The 19,147-nt window shown below is 32.4% G+C and carries 17 protein-coding genes, 1 tRNA gene and 1 pseudogene; 12 read left to right on the forward strand and 7 right to left on the reverse strand.

Translation table 11 applies throughout. The annotated features are described in order from the left end of the window. Positions 1-7 precede the first annotated feature (7 nt). Genes OO775_RS08925 through OO775_RS08935 form a run of 3 tightly spaced genes read left to right on the forward strand, consistent with a single transcriptional unit; the run spans position 8 to position 3,769 of the window. Entirely contained in the window at positions 8-1,195 is a 1,188-nt protein-coding gene (locus OO775_RS08925; protein WP_264846739.1) for a DUF1735 and LamG domain-containing protein, read from the forward strand. Between the two features lie 21 nt (positions 1,196-1,216). Further along, a complete protein-coding gene (locus OO775_RS08930; protein ID WP_264846740.1) occupies positions 1,217-2,620 on the forward strand; it encodes a BT_3987 domain-containing protein in 1,404 nt (467 codons plus the stop codon). 12 nt (positions 2,621-2,632) lie between these two features. After that, positions 2,633-3,769 (forward strand): hypothetical protein, encoded by a 1,137-nt coding sequence (locus tag OO775_RS08935; RefSeq protein ID WP_264846741.1) that lies wholly within the window; start codon positions 2,633-2,635, stop codon positions 3,767-3,769. Positions 3,770-4,344: 575 nt separating this feature from the next. Here OO775_RS08935 and OO775_RS08940 read toward each other — a convergent pair. The 6 genes from OO775_RS08940 to OO775_RS08965 all read right to left on the reverse strand — a co-directional run bounded on the left by OO775_RS08940 (position 4,345) and on the right by OO775_RS08965 (position 10,034). Continuing rightward, a complete protein-coding gene (locus OO775_RS08940; protein ID WP_264846742.1) occupies positions 4,345-5,766 on the reverse strand; it encodes a Gfo/Idh/MocA family protein in 1,422 nt (473 codons plus the stop codon). Between the two features lie 487 nt (positions 5,767-6,253). Further along, a complete protein-coding gene (locus OO775_RS08945; RefSeq protein ID WP_264846743.1) occupies positions 6,254-6,544 on the reverse strand; it encodes a zf-HC2 domain-containing protein in 291 nt (96 codons plus the stop codon). Then, positions 6,544-7,095 carry a sigma-70 family RNA polymerase sigma factor gene (locus tag OO775_RS08950; protein ID WP_264846744.1) on the reverse strand — a complete coding sequence of 184 codons (552 nt, stop codon included), beginning with the start codon at positions 7,093-7,095 and terminating at the stop codon, positions 6,544-6,546. Before OO775_RS08950 ends, OO775_RS08945 begins: the two co-directional genes overlap by 1 nt. Positions 7,096-7,181: 86 nt before the next feature. Then, on the reverse strand, positions 7,182-8,429 hold the full coding sequence (locus OO775_RS08955; RefSeq protein WP_264846745.1) for a murein hydrolase activator EnvC family protein: 1,248 nt from the start codon (positions 8,427-8,429) through the stop codon (positions 7,182-7,184). Next, positions 8,429-9,178 (reverse strand): lipoprotein insertase outer membrane protein LolB1, encoded by a 750-nt coding sequence (gene lolB1, locus OO775_RS08960; protein WP_264846746.1) that lies wholly within the window; start codon positions 9,176-9,178, stop codon positions 8,429-8,431. Before lolB1 ends, OO775_RS08955 begins: the two co-directional genes overlap by 1 nt. 280 nt (positions 9,179-9,458) lie before the next feature. Then, positions 9,459-10,034, reverse strand: a complete 576-nt coding sequence (locus OO775_RS08965; RefSeq protein ID WP_264846747.1) for a MarC family protein — start codon at positions 10,032-10,034, stop codon at positions 9,459-9,461. A 236-nt stretch (positions 10,035-10,270) separates the two neighbouring features. Here OO775_RS08965 and OO775_RS08970 point away from each other — a divergent pair. The 9 genes and pseudogenes from OO775_RS08970 to OO775_RS09010 all read left to right on the forward strand — a co-directional run bounded on the left by OO775_RS08970 (position 10,271) and on the right by OO775_RS09010 (position 18,548). Next, a tRNA-Asp gene (locus tag OO775_RS08970) sits at positions 10,271-10,344 on the forward strand. 202 nt (positions 10,345-10,546) lie between these two features. After that, positions 10,547-11,023, forward strand: a complete 477-nt coding sequence (locus OO775_RS08975) for a hypothetical protein (protein ID WP_264846748.1) — start codon at positions 10,547-10,549, stop codon at positions 11,021-11,023. 2 nt (positions 11,024-11,025) lie between these two features. Beyond that, complete coding sequence (locus OO775_RS08980) at positions 11,026-11,727, forward strand: zinc metallopeptidase (protein WP_264846749.1); 702 nt, start codon at positions 11,026-11,028, stop codon at positions 11,725-11,727. 204 nt (positions 11,728-11,931) lie between these two features. Next, positions 11,932-12,603, forward strand: a complete 672-nt coding sequence (locus OO775_RS08985; protein WP_264846750.1) for a NigD1/NigD2 family lipoprotein — start codon at positions 11,932-11,934, stop codon at positions 12,601-12,603. Between the two features lie 667 nt (positions 12,604-13,270). Further along, the gene (locus OO775_RS08990; RefSeq protein WP_264846751.1) at positions 13,271-13,834 is read left to right on the forward strand and encodes an RNA polymerase sigma factor; all 564 of its coding nucleotides are present in this window, start codon (positions 13,271-13,273) and stop codon (positions 13,832-13,834) included. Beyond that, complete coding sequence (locus OO775_RS08995) at positions 13,831-15,102, forward strand: outer membrane beta-barrel protein (RefSeq protein WP_264846752.1); 1,272 nt, start codon at positions 13,831-13,833, stop codon at positions 15,100-15,102. The genes OO775_RS08990 and OO775_RS08995 overlap by 4 nt, the downstream gene beginning before the upstream one ends. A 90-nt stretch (positions 15,103-15,192) precedes the next feature. After that, a pseudogene (gene fbp / locus OO775_RS09000) lies at positions 15,193-16,196 on the forward strand (class 1 fructose-bisphosphatase). Between the two features lie 294 nt (positions 16,197-16,490). Then, on the forward strand, positions 16,491-17,738 hold the full coding sequence (locus tag OO775_RS09005; protein ID WP_264846753.1) for a fibronectin type III domain-containing protein: 1,248 nt from the start codon (positions 16,491-16,493) through the stop codon (positions 17,736-17,738). A gap of 24 nt (positions 17,739-17,762) precedes the next feature. Further along, positions 17,763-18,548 carry a fibronectin type III domain-containing protein gene (locus OO775_RS09010; RefSeq protein ID WP_264846754.1) on the forward strand — a complete coding sequence of 262 codons (786 nt, stop codon included), beginning with the start codon at positions 17,763-17,765 and terminating at the stop codon, positions 18,546-18,548. A gap of 199 nt (positions 18,549-18,747) precedes the next feature. Here OO775_RS09010 and OO775_RS09015 read toward each other — a convergent pair whose 3' ends face one another. Further along, complete coding sequence (locus OO775_RS09015) at positions 18,748-19,065, reverse strand: lipocalin-like domain-containing protein (protein ID WP_264846755.1); 318 nt, start codon at positions 19,063-19,065, stop codon at positions 18,748-18,750. Positions 19,066-19,147: the final 82 nt, after the last annotated feature.

Below are 19,147 nucleotides of genomic sequence, written 5' to 3' on the forward strand. Positions count from 1 at the left end.
AATGAAAATGAAATTTATAAAATTATCAATGATAGCAATAGGCTTTTTATCAATGATAGCCTGTTCAAGCGAAGAAAAAGAAGGAGGCGAATTGTTCGACCAACAAGCGATTCTTTACAAATTGGAAGGTACAAACAGAAAACAAGCCGATTTTTCTCAAAAAACAACTATTTCTGCTTCTGCTGATGAGATTGGTCTTCAAAAAGAAGAAAAATTTGTTGTTGCTTTGGTCAAAGAAAATTCAAAAGACGTTTCTGTTTCGATGACACTCAATCCTCAGGAAGTTGAAAAGTATAACAAAGTTTATAAAACAAATTTTCTTCCATTTCCTGAAGAGAATATAACATTGACTTCGCAGCTGAATATCAAAGCGGGAAGCGTAACATCTGATGAAGGAAGTGTAAAAGTTGATATTTCTTCGCAATTGAAAGAAAATACGCCCTATATGTTTGCCGTAACGATGAATTCCGCAAGCGGAGCGAGCATTTTGAATACTTCCAAAACATTATTTTATACCGTTGAAGTTGTAAAAGGACTGATAAATAAAACGGTGAAAATAACTCGCGATGAATATTTCGAGTTAGAAAAGGGAAAATTTACTAATACATCTTTTACGCTTGAAGGGTTAATTTTTGTTGAAAAATTTAGAGGTACCGGTGATACCGGAGAAGCAGGAATTAGTACTTTTATGGGAGTTGAAGGACAAACTTTGTTACGTTTTGGCGATTCAGGAGTAGACCCCGACCATTTACAAGCTAATGGTGTGGATATAGGTGTGAAGTTTAAAACCAAAAAATGGTATCACATAGCTTTGGTAGTTAATGGAAGCAAAACAATTGTTTATGTAAATGGTGAGAAAGTAACTGAATTTACAAAAAGTGGTGCCCTTTCAGGAGGAAATAATTTCTACATAGGACGTAGTTATAGTGATGGCAGGGGAATTGAAGCCCGACTTTCTGAATTAAGAGTTTGGAAAACAGCTCGTTCAGCACAACAAATCAAAGAAAATATTTACGAAGTTGATAAAAAAGATACTGATTTATACGCTTATTGGAAAATGAACGAAGTTGTTAATAGTAAAATTATGGATGCTTCGGGAAATGGATTTAATTTAAAACTAAAAGGACAAGCAGGTAAAAGCGGAGACCAGAAAATTACCATTTTTGAAGAACCCAGTCCTTTAAAAATTGATTAACTCTTTTTAAAATTAACTAAAATGAAAAAAATATTTATAACAATACTATCTATGGCTTTTTTGGGAGCCTGTCAAGATGATTTTGACCCAAAATTTGAGTTGCCTAAACCTGATAATTCTTCGGGAGTTTTTATGGAAAGTTCGCTTATAAACAAACAAGACCCTAAGGCTTCTGTATCTACTTTTTCGCAAGATGGTGAATATACTTTTGTGGCAGAATTGGGACATCAGGCGAAAGAAGATGGAGAAATATCTTTGATGAAATCCGATTTTGAAAAATTGGTGCAGCAATACAATGATTTTAAAGGAGCTAATGATTATTTGCTCCTGCCCGATACAAATTATGAATTTGTAAAAGGTACGTTCAAAAAAGGTGCTACATCAAGCGAAGTTCAATTAAAAATAAAGGATTACAGGAACTTAGAACAAGGTAATTATATATTGCCTTTGGCGGTTAGTGTAGAAGGAAAAACATTGTTGCATCCAGTAATTGTTCGTAAAGATGCTGATTATGTGGCTCTTTCCGAAACAAGTAAAAAACCTATGCCGCCTGGAACTTATAATTGCCCTAATCGTACTGAACCTATGAAAATGGTAGCCTATGTCGAAACCAACGATTGGGACATACGTAATATGGGTCAATTCATTTTGAAAGATAGCAAAAAACCTATTTTTGATATGGTGGTTTTATTCGCTGCTAATATGAATTATAATTCAAAAACAGGAAAGCGGTATCTTTATTTTAATGAAAAATTGCAACCTATTGTAAATGACCCTGATAAATACATAAAACCTTTACGAGACAGAGGGATAAAAGTAATTTTGGACATTTTGCCTAATCACCAAGGAGTTGGCTATTATAATTTTCAAAATTATGACGAAGCCTTGGAATTTGCTCGTGAATGCAAAAGATACGCCGACCTATTGGGAATAGATGGTTGGGATATAGATGAAGAATATGCAAAATACGAAAAATTACCACAAAAGCCACAAAAAGGGAATATATCTGTTCTTTGGTTTATGCGTGCAATAAAAGAAGTAATGCCTGATAAACTATTAACATTATATGATTATGGACATACTTTAAGAGCTAATGAAACTGATGATGTTGGTAAAAAAGCCTCCGATTACATAGATTACGAATGGTCCGATTATAATAGAGTTCATCAATCTATGATAGGTTTGCCCAATGAGCGTTACGGGAATAGATCAATAGAAGCCGCTCAACAAGGATTAGGAAATACTGCTTTTGTAGCAAACCAAAATTTACAAATTTGCAATGGTTTAATGATGATTTTCAGCATCAATGGAAACCAGATAAAAAATGGAAATGCTGCTCCACAGCTTAGCAGTGCTACTGAATTTTTATATGGAGAAAAGTGTATTTTTGAAGGAAAATACCATAAAGGACCTAAAGATAATTAAAATTTTACAGCGATGAAAAAGATATTTTTTTATTTACCCATTCTTTTGTTTTTGATGAATTGTACCAAAGACAATAATCAGGAAGGAAAACCGATTGTAGACCCTATTGAAAAAGTATTAAAACCAACTTCAATAGTAGTAAAACAAGGTAATGAGGTTTTAAAAGACATTGTCAAAGACAATAAAATTTTATTAGAAGAAGGTAAGCAGTACAATATTGAAGTTATTTTTGATGAAGATGTTGAATTGCAAAAAGGAGAATTTCTGAAAATGAAGACAAAAAACCAAAGAGAGTTTTATGCTGATTTTTACGGAAAAAATGCGAATGAAATTAACGAAAAAGTAGTATTCAAAAAGCAAGGTTATCAAGATTTTGTATTGGAAATAGTACAGGAGCAACTGATTGCAAAATTTTATAAAACTTTTAAATCTCTTTCAGCTCCTCAAAATAATCTAATCGTTCCCAATCCAGACAAGAAAACGATTACAATTCTGAATGTGAATAAAAATAATACAAATGCACAGATGGAACTTACTTTTCTTACCCCTGTTTTTATGGAAAATTTGGTAGAAAACAATCAAGAATTTATCAAAGTAGAAAAAATGGGGGAAGGAGATGTGTACAAAATTATTGTTTCTTCTGATAAACTGATAGAAAAAGAAGAACTCATTCTTCCCATTTATTCAATAAATAAAATGCAAAAAGGAACGCAAGTTAGCGAACTTGTTTTCAAAGCAGACAAAGCTCCGTATTACTTTGATAAAGAAGAATCTTCTTCTAAATTAAACGTTTACAGATATTCTTCTTTTTCCTTTGACGATGGAGAGGATGACGAAGATGATTCAGAAGATGATGAAGACATAAAAACAGATACAATACTAAATGCTGAATTACAACTGTATCTCAACGGAGAAAAAACTGCTTATATTTTTATAGATAACCCAAATATCGATTTGGTGGAAAGCTACACTATGGATACAACTAAGAAAGGAAAAATAAATATTACTTTGAAAGATGGAATTCAAAACCTACCACCGAAAACCTTACATTTCTTTGATGCTTACGAAGGAGAATTGGTAGGCGGGCAAATCGTTAAAAAACAAAATGCTCCTAAACAAGAAATCTCAATTTATTTAACAGGCTATTAAACCTAAATTACATAACAATCTATAAAGAAAGCCGAATAGTAGTAATTATTCGACTTTCTTTATTTCAAATATAAGAATTTTTTAGATTATTCAAAACTTTAAAACACTTTATCCTATCTAAATTTTTTCTGTATGTCCGTTTAGTGTAATATATGATTTTTTTTTGTAATAATTTATCAAAAATATGAAAATATAACTATTTGGTTTTCAGTTATATATTTTTACATTTGACTTATAAAATTTAGCAATTATACTCTTTTATTAGTAATAACGAAGATACATTAAATTTTTTTATTAAAAACGATATTGCCTTTTGATTGGGCAAAGTTTGAAAAATAAAGGATTCTCTTTGCTTAGTTTGGTACTATGTTAAAAAAATAGTTATCAAATATTAAAAGTTAAAACAGAATTATATTAAATTTATCACATTTCTATCGTATGAAATATTACAATTTATCAATTAGAAAATTTTGATACGAAAATGCTGAAAAATGAAATATAGATATTGAGATAAAACAAAAAGAGAAGTATTTTGATACTTCTCTTTTCTATTGATCTTTAAACTCTAAGAAGTCTTATTTCTGGTCTTCTTTGGTAAAAGCATAACGATACCCTTGTACTTTATTCCAACTTCCACGTGTAAAATCAGGAATTTTGACAGGAGCAGAATTATTTTCGAGCGAAATTCTTGAAAGTTCAGCAAGCGAAGACCATTCTGCCAAATCATATACATCCATATCCAAAGGAAGTCCATTTCGCAAACAATAGATAAGACGATAATCCATAATATAATCCATACCTCCATGTCCGCCAACTTTTTTAGCTTGAGCTTCTAAAGCTTCGGTCAAAAGAGGACTTTTATACTTTTTCATCAACGACTTTTTAACCTCTTCGGGAACAAATCCATGAGAATTCAAATCTTCATGATTGGGGGCAACATCATTTCCTACTTGTGAAGGCTCTAAGGCGTATCCTTCGACAGGATATTTGTTGGCAAAACCTTTTGTTCCTGTAAGTTGATACATACGCGAATACGGACGTGGATTTACCACATTATGTTGTATTTGGATTGTTTTTCCTTTTTCGGTACGAATAAGAGTCATTGTATGGTCTCCATTCTTGTAATCTGTTGGGAATTTTCCTGTCATTTGCTTTACTACTTCTGGACCATTTACAGGTTTAGTATCCATAGAAACTAAATAATTCATTTTATCTCCTCGATGGATATCAAGCAATTGACAAGCAGGTCCCATTCCGTGCGTAGCATATACATCTCCTCGAAATTTTTGATTGTAATCCAATCGCCAGTTATTATAGTAATATTTCCAGAAATCTGCCAAATTGTGAATATAAGCTCCTTCGGTGTGTAAAACTTCTCCAAAAACTCCTTGTTGAGCCATATTAAGCGTTGTCATTTCAAAGAAATCATACACACAATTTTCGAGTTGCATACAATGTTTTCGAGTTTTTTCAGAAGTATTAATAAGTGCCCATATTTCGTCTAATGTCATTGCGCCAGGTACTTCAATAGCTGTGTGTTTGCCTTGTTCCATTGCATAAACTCCCATTTTGGCGTGATTTTTCCAATCTGTAACGATATAAACAAGGTCGATATCATTACGTTCGCAAAGTTTTTTCCAAGCATCTTGACTACCTGAATATTCTCCTTTGGCACGCGGAAGATTAAGTGATTCTAGTGCTTTTTGTGTTTTTTCAACACGTTCTGCTTCAAGATCACAAAGCGCTACAATTTCTACGCCAGGTACTTGTGCCAAACGTTTTACAGGGTTTCGCATACCAAGTCCAATAACTCCCACACGTACAACATCAAGCTTAGGCGCAGTAAGTTTGATAACATCTTGTTGTCCAGTAGGTCGAGGAGGAACAGGTATTTCAATTGGTTGAGATTTGTTGGACAGATTTAATGATGGTTTTTGTTGTCCGGCACACGATATAAATATCGTTCCAAGAAGAATTGTTTTGATAATTTTTTTCATTATTTTATTTATTAAGGTTAATTATTAAGAAAACTTGTACAAAGATACAATTTTTTTCGTAAAAAATTTTTTTTATTGTCAAATTTTAACCTTTGATAAATTTAACCTAATAAAATACCAACCATTTTTGAAAAAGTTGCAAAAAAGACTCCCTATTAACATAAAATCAATTTTTTTATTCGTACAAATTACTTTATTTTGTGGTAATAATTAGTAAAAGGGAGCGGGAGTCTTCTTGCAACTCAAACTATTTAAGATGATAAAATTTTTAAATTTGATAACTTTTAAGAAAAGGAAGCGTGAAAATTACAACTTCCTTTTCTTTGCTTAAATAAACATACTCAACTTAAATTAACCAAACAAAACCTTTTTTCATATTCTTAGTCTTTTATTTTTTCAAAACCTGACAATTATTATTAAAAAAAAGCGAATTAGATACCTTTTCTATCTGGTTATAATTCACTTCTAATCAACAAAACACTATTTTTTATGTATTAAAGTTATTTATTTTTTCTTTGAGAGAATATTTGAATTTTTCCATTTCGCAAGATTCTGATTTATACTGAAAATCTTTTCTTATATAATTTTGTAATATTTTATGCAAAATCTTGGCTTTTTTATTGTATGCTACACAGATCTTACAAAAAAACAAATGTCCTTTAAGTTGCATTCTTTCTACGAATGAAAGCCTACCATCAAGTTGTTTTTCAATCAAAAAAGTTGCTTCTTTACACGAAAGAAAAAACCAATGAAATATTTTACTTACCACACGTGCCATTATTTATCAAACCAATTTAGTTCCAAACATTTTCTAAGTTGCAAGCGACTACGCTGCATAATCTTCCAATAATTAGTATTTGTAATTTGCATTTCCTGACAAATATCATTTGATTTTTTTTCTTCCAAATAGCCCATTTTTACTAAGACTGCCCATTTTTCAGGTAGTTTTTCAAAACATTTATCAAAGACATTTTTAAACTCTGTATCGTCAAGAAGTGTTCCTAATGAAAACTCACTATCTTCCCATTCTTTGGTTATTTCATTATCCTTCCAAGAGCCTTCATCATCAAAGAAATAATCAAAATTTACCTGTTGAAATTTATATTTATTTCTATAAAAATCAGCTACTTTATGTGTCAGAATACTTTTAAGCCATGTAAGAGGATTGCTTTTTCGTTGAAATTTGTCGATTGACATGAAAGCTGTCATAAAAACCTCTTGAACCACATCTTCAGCTTCTTCTTTGTCCGAAAGCAAGAAATTTGCTTGACTAAGCAATTTATCTGCATACATATCAACCCATTGGGTAATTTCATTTGATGAATTCATATATTAGATTAGAGTGTATTTTCTATTTTGTGGTAATATTCATAAGTAAAATTGGATTATAGAATTAAGGAATAATAAAAAAAATTTTACATCTTATGTATCCAATATTCAGGATTAAGTTTTGTAGTATTTTTATAAAGAAAAAATTTCATTTCAGTCTTTCCATCACTATCTGTAAATATTTTTCCTAAAGGAGATTTGGCATAAACTTGCTGTCCTTTATTCACATAAACATCTGTCAAGTTATAATAAATAGAGATAAAGTTACCATGTCGTACCTGTACAGCTTTGTTACCTCCTGGTACAGCAATAATAGCTGAAACTTCGCCATCAAAAATAGCACGAGCATCAGAATTCTCTGCTGTAACAATAGTTACTCCGCTATTATTGTGTTTTACATCTGGATAAACAGGGTCGCTATACGTACCAAAGCCTTGTGATTTGTAACCGCGTGCCACAGGCCATATCAATTTACCTTTATTAGCTTCAAAATTACTGGATATAGTTTTTCCTTCTGGGGTTAGCTCAATCGTAGGCGTTTCTTTTTTAACAGAGGTCTTGGTTGAAGTTGTTTTAGCTTCGACTTTGGTTTTTGCATTGGCTTCTGCAATAGCAATACGTACCAATCGCTCTATTTCTTTGTCAATAGCATTGGCTTGTGCTTGCTTTTTGCGAATTTGTATTTCGTATTCATTTTCTTTTTTGCGAATAGATGCTATCAAAATCTCTTGTTGTTTTTTTTCATCGGTGAGTTGATTTTGAACGATTTTATTTTCGGCAAGTATTTTTTCTTTTTCTTTGCGTTGCCAAACAAGATTTTCATTTATTTTTTTCAATTCATCATTCTTCTGCTGTATTTGAGTGCTTTGTTTTTTACGATATTCTGTATATTGCTTCATATATTGAAGTCGTTTATAACCTTGCGTAAAGGTTTCGGAAGAAAGCAAAAACAGCATTTGGCTCTTTGATGAACGATTTTTGTATGACTGACGAATAATAGCTGCGTATTCTTTGCGCAATTGCTTTAATTCTTTCTGTAAAGCATCTATATGACGTAGATTTCCATTTATCTCTTGATTAAGGAGATTGGCTTGCTGATTGGTAATACGAATAAGTTCCGTACGAGCTTGTATTTTATCGTTTATTTCTTGTATTTGAGTAGCAACGGACTTTCGTGCTTGAGTTTGTTTAGAACGTAATACTGACATTTCTTTTATTTGTTCCAAAAGAACTTTTTTGCGGTCTTGAAGTTCTTTTTGTTGCTTGGTTTGCGCCCAAAAATCTTCATTCCACACAAAGAAAATACTTAGAATTAAAAAGAAATGTAACTTCATTAGTTATCAAAAGTTAAGCGTTTATATCCCGAAGGAACTTTGTAAGGAAAACCCAAAGGCTGATTCAGTTCAATCGAATTGAACCGAATGTTTATCTTGGCTTGGCTCTCTTCGCTACGGGTTTCAATATATATTTCATAAGGAAAAAATTGATTTTCAACCGATTGATATGAATATTTTGCCGTGAAATAGCGTTGATTAACTGCCTGTGATGCCGAAACTTCTTTCACTCGAAAAGACGGATTTAACAGAAAATTTGTTTTCGTAATATTTTCTTGCCCCTGACACACATATCCTTCGTTTGATGGCACACAATTGTTAGTTTCATTGGTAAAAATCTGTCCAATAAGCATATTTTCAACCGATTGATAGTCTAACGAAAGGTTTAGAAAATGTTTTATAAACGAATAATCACCATCAAAATATGTATTTTCTGTTTTATTGTAAAACTGAACTTGCTGCGGGGTAATAATAACTTTGGCAAGCCCAAAAGGAGCACTAAGCCAAATGGTTTCTCCTGATTTGATACGAAAAGTCAGTGGAAACGATTGCTGATCTTTTCCGTTGTCAAACGACACTAAAAAAGTTCCCGAAAGAGTATTGAATACCGGACACGATTCTTTATGCAATTGCGTTATTTCTTTGGTTTTGAGCGAAAAATCAATCTGATTAGTAGTCAAAACCACTTTCTTTGTTTTGCACCCTATTAACAAAATAAGCAAACACGAATAAATAAAAAATCTTTTCATAAATATTTTTTTCAGGGGTAAAGATACAATTTTTTTCGGAAACAAACCCTTGGAGAAAATCTTAAAAAAATTATCTCATTTTCCTTACCAAATATAATATCCAAAGTAAAACAAGGGCGCAAAGTGTAGCAATAATAGACATCAATGCTACAAAACTTTGTCCATATAACAGATTTTTAAAATCTAAAAATGTACTATTAAATCCGATTAAAAAAACAAAAACAATACTGATAATCAAGTAAATAAAAATAGATTTCATACGTTTTTTGAATAATATTTTTTACGGAAGAAGAATTTTCCAATTTTCAGCAAATAACTTGATAGCCAATGCCAAAAGAATAACCCCCGATATTTTATGTACAATGATAATTCCTGTTTTTCCAAGCATTTTTTCTATTGGAGCCGCCAATTTCATTACCACATATACAATAACAATATTAATAACAATTGCTATAATAATACTTTCTATCAGATATTGCGAACGCATTGACAAAACCGTAGTAAGTACGCCAGGGCCTGCCAAAAGAGGAAATGCTATCGGGATAATTGATACACTATCGGGAATTTCTGTTTTGTGGAAACTTACGCCAAGTATCATCTCCACTGCCAAAATGAACAAAATAAACGCTCCTCCTACGGCAAAGGCTTGTATTGGTATTTCCATAAAATTCAGAATGGCTTGTCCTACAAACAAAAAGGCTATCATTAGCAAACCTGCTACAATTGCCGATTTTTCTGAATTAACACTTCCTATTTTCTGTCGAAGACTTAAAATAATAGGTAAATTGCCCAAAATATCAATAATAGGGAAAAGTGCAATAGCTACTGCTCCTATTTCTTTCCAGTTTAATTCCATACGTGTGATATAATTTTGCGGACAAAATTACAACTTTTTGACAAATTTTGAAAACAAACCATCTCTTCTTTGATTTTATCTTTATTATTCTTTTAAAATTTCACATACAATAAACCACAGAAAATCATTGATTTTCAATACATTACAATATTTCTTTTGAAAAAAGAATCTTTTTTTAAAAAAAAATTTGTCAATATTAAAATTTGTTATATCTTTGCACTCGCAAAACGATACTAGGTTTGGTAGTTCAGTTGGTTAGAATGCCTGCCTGTCACGCAGGAGGTCGCGGGTTCGAGTCCCGTCCAGACCGCAAAACTTGCAAAGTTTAAAATTTAGTTGTGTTGTTTTGTGTAATATTTGTTTTTACACAGGTTTAGTAGTTAAACCAATGAAAGGCTTTCCTTAGGGAAGGCTTTTTTATTTTATTTATTATAAGATTTTTGTAAATATTTCTAGTAAAAATTTTTTTTTCAAATTAAAATGTTTAATATTGCACTCTAAAACAGAGAATTATGAAAAAGATTATTTTATTTTGTTTGATGTGCCTTTTTTTCTTCAATTGTAAAAAAGATTCTTCGCAAGGATTGTATTTTTCAAATATCAATTCATATGAAGAATTGGCAGAACAATTGAAAAAAGCAATCACAAACGATTCTGATGATGAATATTTTCTTAAGGCAATTAACTTAATTCGCATTACGCAAAATCGATGTGGTGATCGTTTTTTTGTACCTATTGAAGAAATAAATATTTGTACTACTTTAAAAGAAAAATTGAACGAATACAAAGAGCAAATTATTGCAGGAGAAGAAGTTACGCAATCAGAAGGATATTATATTTTGACCGAGCTAAGCGGAAAAAATCTTGCTCGAGAACAAGTCATGCAAATTTGGTACGAAAATTGTGATTATAGAGCTAAAATCAAAGCGAATGTCAAAAAAATGGCCGTAGCAAAGTTTGAAAAAAATTGGATTTTAATTTTGAAATAAACATGTTAATTTACTACATTATTATTGGAGGTTTTGCTCTCCTTAGTTGGTTAGTTAGCCAACGCTTACAAAGCAAATTTGAACATTACTCAAAGGTACACCTTCGCAACGGAATGAGTGGTGCGGAAATTGCTGAAAAAATGTTACACGACCATGGTATTTACGATGTGAAAGTTGTTTCAACACCAGGAAGACTTACAGACCACTACAATCCATTGGACAAGACTGTTAATTTGAGTGAAGCTGTTTATAATCAACGAAATGCTGCTGCTGCTGCCGTAGCTGCACACGAATGTGGACATGCTGTACAACATGCACAAGCATACCAGTGGCTTACAATGCGTTCCAAATTAGTTCCAGTGGTAAATATCTCTGCACAATTCTCTCAATGGATGATTATTGGAGGCTTAATCTTAGGAAGCATCGAAGGAATAGGAATTTGGGGCTGGTATATTGCTGTAGCAGGTGTTATTTTCTTTGGGTTAGGAACGTTGTTCAGTTTTGTGACATTGCCTGTGGAATATGATGCCAGTAATAGAGCTTTGGCTTGGCTTAAAAACAAAAATATGGTTTCTCAACAAGAATATGCAGGAGCCGAAGATTCTCTCAAATGGGCAGCAAGAACTTATGTTGTTGCCGCATTGGGTTCGTTAGCTATGCTTTTATACTGGATTTTTCGTATATATGCAGGTCGAAGAGATTAAAAAAATTATTTTTTGTCATATTAAAAATATTTAGTTAAACACGTGAAAGCTACCAAAAAGGTAGCTTTTTTCATTATCTTTAAAAAGAGTAAAACTTTATTTTTTGTACAAAAATGCACTTAATAAAAAAAATTTTATGTTTTTGATGCAAGATTTTCAAATATTGGGATTTACTATAATGAATTAACTTTAAAGCAAATAGTTATGAATAAGTTTAAATTATCAATCTATGTATTGGGGATTTTAGTCTCAATTGTATCACTACAATCTTGCCTTAAAGATGAAAATTCTATTGAACTAAGACGCCCCACAGCGTTGGTAACTGTTCGTCCGCAAGCCGATGGAACATTTTTTCTTCAACTGAATGATTCAGTAAGACTAAAACCAACCAATGTAAAATCGTCTCCTTTTGGGACGAAGGAAGTGCGTGCTTTGGTAAATTATACTAACGAGACTAATAACAATATCCATATCAATTGGATCGACAGTATCAGAACTAAAAAATCTGTAAAAAGTCTTGGTACACGCAATGATTCTATATATGGAAACGATGCTCTTGAAATTGTAAGAGACTGGGTAACAATAGCAGAAGACGGCTACTTAACTCTGCGAATTCGTACGCGATGGGGAAGAACAAATGCTAAACATGTCATAAACTTACTAACCAATGTTAACCCTGAAAATCCTTACGAAGTTGAACTCCGACATGATGCCAAAGGAAACGTGGGAGGAAATACAGGAGATGTTCTGATAGCATTCAATCTAAATGATTTACCTCGACAAGATAATACATCGAAAGTAAAAATAAAACTCAATTGGAAATCATATAGTGGTAACAAATCTATAGAATTTGACCTAAAACTTCGTTCACAATAATATTATAGGTTGTTGAAATATAAAAATTGAATATGTAAAAAAAACTAACTACTTTTTTATTTTTATTAAAATGAAATACAAAAAAAACTAACTACTTTTTCTTCTCAAAAAAGAGAAGCCAATAGCTATAAATAGGAAAGTAAAACAATTAATTTTTTAACTCATTGTGTGTTTTGTATAAACTTGCATTTTATTAAACTCTATATTTCTTATATATTTTGATAATAATATATAGAAATTCCACAAAATCTAATAATTCTTTAATTAAAATTGCAGTTTCTAATATAATTGATAGTAAGAAGTTGTATTTTATAATAAAATAATCTAAAAACTATCAGTCAATTTATTAGCTTGTAAAATGCACAATGGGTTAAATAAAATAAATATTTTTGGGGACTTTACCAATCGTTGGTGCGAGTATTTTATGCTTGTATTTTATAATATAAAAGTTGCTAAAAGATCATTATTACAAATTAGAATTTGCCAAGAACAAATATTTTTCATTTATTTGTAAAATAATTTGTTTTTTAACAAAAGTAAGTGTTTATACTCGTACCGACGAGGGTAAAAAACTCTCTAAATATATTTTCCAAAGATAGTTCTTTTTGAAAAAATGAAGTGGGCTTTGTAGGCTCACTTCATTATAAATAAACCAATAAAAATAAAAATGATAGAAAACGAGAACGAACATAGATTGTTACGCCTCGTACAAAAAGGAGATAAACAGGCTATGAAAAAGGTATATGATTCCTATATCAGATACCTCACAGCGGTGTGTTCTCGTTATATAACTGATAGCGAAGATGTTAAAGATGTGCTTCAAGATAGTTTTTTGAAAATTTTCTCGGCAATAAACGCATTTGAATACCGAGGACAAGGTTCGTTAAAAGGATGGATGACAAAAATAGTGGTAAATGAAACACTCAGGTTTATAAAACGAAACAATCAATTTCTGTTTGTAGAACTCAGACAAGAAAAAATGAATATTATTGATGAAGAACCTAATACAGAAGGTATTCCATCTTCTTTTATTTATCAGATGATTAAAGACCTTCCTGATGGTTATCGAACTATTTTCAATCTTTATGTCATTGAACAAAAAAGTCATAAAGAAATAGCAGAATTGCTTAATATCAAAGAAAGTACTTCTGCCTCTCAATTGCATAGAGCCAAAGCTTTGTTGGCGGATAAGATTAGAAAATATCGAACATTTAATTCCGTATCACTATGAAAGAAGAATGGCTAAAAGATATACATAAACAAATGACTGACTATGAACTGGATGAGCCCGACAACTTGTGGGAACAAATTCAAACCAAAATGTCAGAAGAAAAAAACAAACGCAATCGAACAATTGCTTTACTATGGACAAAACGCTTAGCCTCGGCAGTAGCGATTGTATTTCTTTTGTTTTCAATCGGTCAGTATTTGGGCAAAAATACAGACTCTGCTACTATAAAAATGGTTGATGTGCCAAAAAAAATAGTTTCTAAACAAGAAGACAATGTTAATAATAATCTGTCTTCACCTTCGATTGTAAAAAACAAAAACATTTTTATTGAAAAAAATACAACCCAAAACACATCAGAAAAAATCGTTTCAGCAGAAAAAAAATCATTGGAAAACACAAAACAAAAGCCTCAAAATAAATCAAATTTTGATACTTCAAAAGTAGTTCTGATACAAAAAAATATGCAAATGGCAACTATCAAAACAGATTATACTTTGACCGAAAATCTAGAAAATGAACCTCAATCACGTACAAGTGAAGAAATACTTCCAGAAGAAATGGCACAAGTAACCACTGATAAAGCTCCGAAACGTATGGCTTTTGGAGTATTTACCTCAGGAGGAGCAAGTTCGTCTTTAAATAGCGAATCAGTAAATCAAGATGTGTTTCCAAGCATTGGTTCTGACGAATCAACTTGGAAAGATAGCCCGTTGTTAGGAGCACTTGCCACTCAGGGTAGAGAAATAGAAACCAAAACAAAGCACCAATTGCCTATTCGAGCAGGATTGTTATTCAGTTATGAAATTAGTAATCGACTTGGGATAGAGAGTGGCGTTACATATACCTTTTTGGCATCAGATATACGCGAGGGCGATGATAATCTGTATTTTACAAGCCGACAACAATTACACTATGTAGGTATTCCACTCAAAGTCCGATACAAAATACTTGATACAAGAGGTTTTGAATTATATTCTTCGCTAGGGGTTCTTTCTGAAAAAAATATTTCAGGGACATCAAAAAAAACGTATTTCTTTGACAATCAAGTAACGCAGACCGAAAATGAAAAAGTCAAAATAAATCCTTGGCAATGGTCGGCAAATACATCGGTGGGCGTGCAATATAATTTTACTCCTCTATGGGGTATTTATGCAGAACCAGGTGTAAGTTATTTTTTCAAAAATAATTCCCCCGTAGAAACCATTTATACCGACAAACCATTTAATTTTAATTTTAGTTTGGGGCTAAGATTTACTTTGGGGAGATAAAAGAAATTTTACTCCAAAAAAATTGTACAAAATTGTATTTGCTTATTAAAAAATATTGTATATTTGAAACATCTTCTAAAAACAAATACAATGCACGAATCTTTACAAACATTAGGCGAATTTATCATCGAAAAACAGCGTGATTTCAAATATTCAACTGGAGAATTGACACGTCTGATAAGTTCCATTCGGATTGCTTCCAAAATTGTAAATAGAGAAGTAAATAAAGCGGGAATTGCCAATATTATAGGGCAAGTAGGCAATCAAAATATACAAGGCGAAGAACAACAAAAATTAGACGTTTTGGCCAATGAAATCTTTATCAATGCCCTTTCGCAACGGGAGGTTGTTTGCGGAATAGCCTCCGAAGAAAACGACACTTTTATCGAAATAAAAAGCGGTGAAAACACCGAATTGAGCAAATATGTTGTTTTACTGGACCCTCTAGATGGTTCTTCTAACATTGATGTTAATATTTCGGTCGGAACTATTTTTTCTATCTATCGGAGAATAACTCCCGCAGGAACTCAGGTGCAAATACAGGATTTTCTGCAAAAAGGCATACATCAGGTAGCGGTGGTTACATCGTATATGGTTCATCAACAATGCTAGTTTATACTACGGGTAATGGCGTAAATGGTTTTACGTTAGACCCCTCGATCGGAACGTATTATCTCTCACACCCCAATATGAAATTCCCACTCGATGGAAACATTTATTCTATCAATGAAGGAAACTATATCAAATTTCCACAAGGAGTAAAAGATTATATCAAATTCTGTCAAAAAGAAGAGGCAGACCGCCCTTATACTTCTCGATACATAGGTTCATTAGTAGCTGATTTTCATCGCAATATGATAAAAGGAGGTGTTTACATGTATCCTTCTACTTCACAATCGCCCAATGGAAAATTACGTCTTTTATACGAATGTAATCCGATTGCTTTTCTAACGGAATAAGCCGCAGGTAAGGCTTCAGACGGATTTAACCGAATCTTAGAAATAGAACCCAAAGAGCTTCACCAGCGAGTACCTTTCTTTTGTGGAAGTACCAATATGGTAACCAAAATTGAAGAGTTTATGGGACGAAATTAGTCTTTTAAAAATATATAGGATTTATTTAAACTTTTTCTACTGATTTTTGCTTTTTGAAATAGACTTTCATTGGTATTTCTTTCAATTGATAATATTTTTTCAGTTTTTCAAAAGGATAGTAAATAATAGTCTTATTTTGACTTGAAACCTCTTTTTCCAATATTCAAATATAGTAAAATCCATTTTTTAATTGTATCTTTGCCCAAAGTTTCTTGATTTTTAAATTCTTAATAAAACAAAAAACACTAAATTTTCTTGGAATTTTTACTTTTTAGAAAAGGTTAGACAGGTTTTATGAAAAAGATTTATTCATTTTTATTTTTTTTAGTTACTTTTCTTTGTTTTTCGCAAGAGAAACCATCTTTGCAATTAGTGAGAGAAATCCGTAAAGATGCTATTTGTTTGCGTTGGGCGGTCGATTCTCCTGTGGCTTGGCAGAAGTCTAATACCATTGGTTTTCAGTTAGAACGCTATACTATTTTGCGTAATGGAACACTTTTATCTCCTGCCGAACGCTTGGATTTAGGAACTTTTGTTGTCCCTTCGTTAAATGCTTGGAAAACATTGGTTGAACAAAATGACAATGCTGCCATTGTAGCACAAGCCATTTATGGAGAAGATTTTCAGGTAGAAATGGCATCAGGACAAAATGCTATCGAAGGAATTGTCAATAAAGCCAAAGAAATAGAACAGCGTTTTTCGTTTGCACTAATGGCGGCCGATTTAGATTTTGATGTAGCTCAATTTGCCGGTTGGGGCTATGTAGATAAACAAGTCAAAAACAACGAAAAATATTTATACAAAATTCGGTTGCTACCCAGCGAAAAACTTTCTCTTGATGAGGCTACGGTTATAGGGAGCTTAGGCGAATACGAACAACTGCCCGCTCCGATTGATTTTACTGCTTTTTTTCAAGACCAAAAAGTGCTTCTTACGTGGGATTATAAAATATTAAGCAATCTGTATAGTTATTATTTTTTGGAAAAATCCGAAGAAAAAGCTCCTTTTAAACCTATTAGCGAACTTCCGGTGGTCAATATGAATCAAAATGCCAATTCGCCTGCAATGATTTATATTGATTCGCTTTCAGAAAACAATAAAGAATTTTCGTATCGCCTGCGAGGAAAAACTATTTTTGGTTCATATAGTCCTTATTCTGAAACACTTACAGGAAAAGGACTCAAAGCACTTAGTGCAGCAGCCCAGCTCTCACAAATACAACCCACTACTAAGAAACAATATCGTATCTTATGGAATTTCCCTAAAGAAAATGAACACGAAATCACGCATTTTGCACTACTACACGCTTCTGATGATAAGAATTATCAAATAATAACCGATAATATTCCTGTTTCGCAACGAGAGATATTGCATTTGCCTTTTTCTTCGTCCAATTATTATAAAATACGTACCTTTGGCAAAGATGGCTCGAAGCAAGATTCGTTTGCTATGCTCATACAGCCCGAAGATGAAACACCTCCTGCTATTGTACAAGAACTTAGCGGAACAATTGATTCACTTGGTGTGGTACAACTGCACTGAAAAGCCAATACCGATGCTGATTTGATGGGCTATTACGTGTTTCGTGGCAATCAAAAAACAGAAGAAATGATGCGTATTACAGGCTCTCATATCACAACACCCTACATTACAGACATCATATCTCTCAAAAACCTAAATGCAAAAGTGTATTACTATGTAACCGCTATTGATTTTCGTAAGAACGAATCTTCCAAATCGGATATTTTGGAACTGAGTAAACCAGATAAAATTCCACCCACAACACCCATTTTTACAGCCTATTCTCAAGAAAAAAACCATTGGAAGATTACTTGGCGAAAAAGTTTTGATGATGATGTAGCACGCTATCACCTTTATCGGAAAGAAAAAGACGCTACCCAATGGACAAAAATTCATTCTGAAAAAAATAACGGAGGCGAAAGCTACACCTATAAAGAACTTGCTACCCTTTCGGGAATGTATGTATATGCGGTTCAGGCAGAAGACCTTAGCCAAAACCTATCAGAGTTTTCACCAGTGATTCATATTGACCACAAGCCTCTCTCAGATACACGCGTACTACGCGGATTAAATAGCCGTGTTACAAAACAAGCCATAGAACTTAGATGGAGTGAATTTAAAGTAGCGATTGATCAAATTCTGATTTACAAGGCTATCAAAGGCGAGAAACCTACTCTTTGGCGAAGTTTTTCACAAAACATTACCTCGGTACAAGACACCGATTTTGTACCCGATACGACGTATCAGTACTTGATAAAAGTAATCTTAAAAGACCAAACCCCTACACCTACTGAAAAAATTGACGTTTTTGTAAAAAACACCGAACTATAATTCTATTTTCTATTTTGATTTTTTCCTCGCAATATTTACACCCACGTAGGGGCAAAAAATCTTTTACCCCTAAACCAACCACACTACACTTTGTCAAAGTCGGAAACTTTGACAAAGTCGATATACGACAACTACGGCTTTCTGCAAAAAACAAAAAACTCCCGTACTATACGGGAGTTTTTATGTTTTAATAAAATGATTATTGTTTTTTGAATATCATTGTAATAGGTTCTTTAGTATCTTCTGTAATACCTTCAAGGGCTAATTCGTTATTTTTAAGTGAAAAAGTCATTTCGTCTGTTTTATTTCCTTGGTTCAGAATAAGTTTATTTCCTGAGACGGTATAAGAACCATTTGTTGTTATTGTTTCACAATCAGATGACTTATCCTTTTCTTGAACGGCATTAAATTGGAATGTTTTATCTGTAAAAACATACGTTGTTTGTATCATACATTTGTCAAGATGCGCTGTAGCTCCATTTATTTTTATAGTTTCCAACGCCCAAGTTCCTAACAAATGGGTTTGTATCAGGATCTGGATCTACTAAGGGAGGTGGTGTTTTTCGAGCGTTTTTCTTGTAAGTTGTAACAACTCCACT

Origin of the sequence: Capnocytophaga catalasegens (genome assembly GCF_026005215.1) — a bacterium.
GTDB classification, from domain to species: Bacteria; Bacteroidota; Bacteroidia; order Flavobacteriales; family Flavobacteriaceae; genus Capnocytophaga; species Capnocytophaga catalasegens.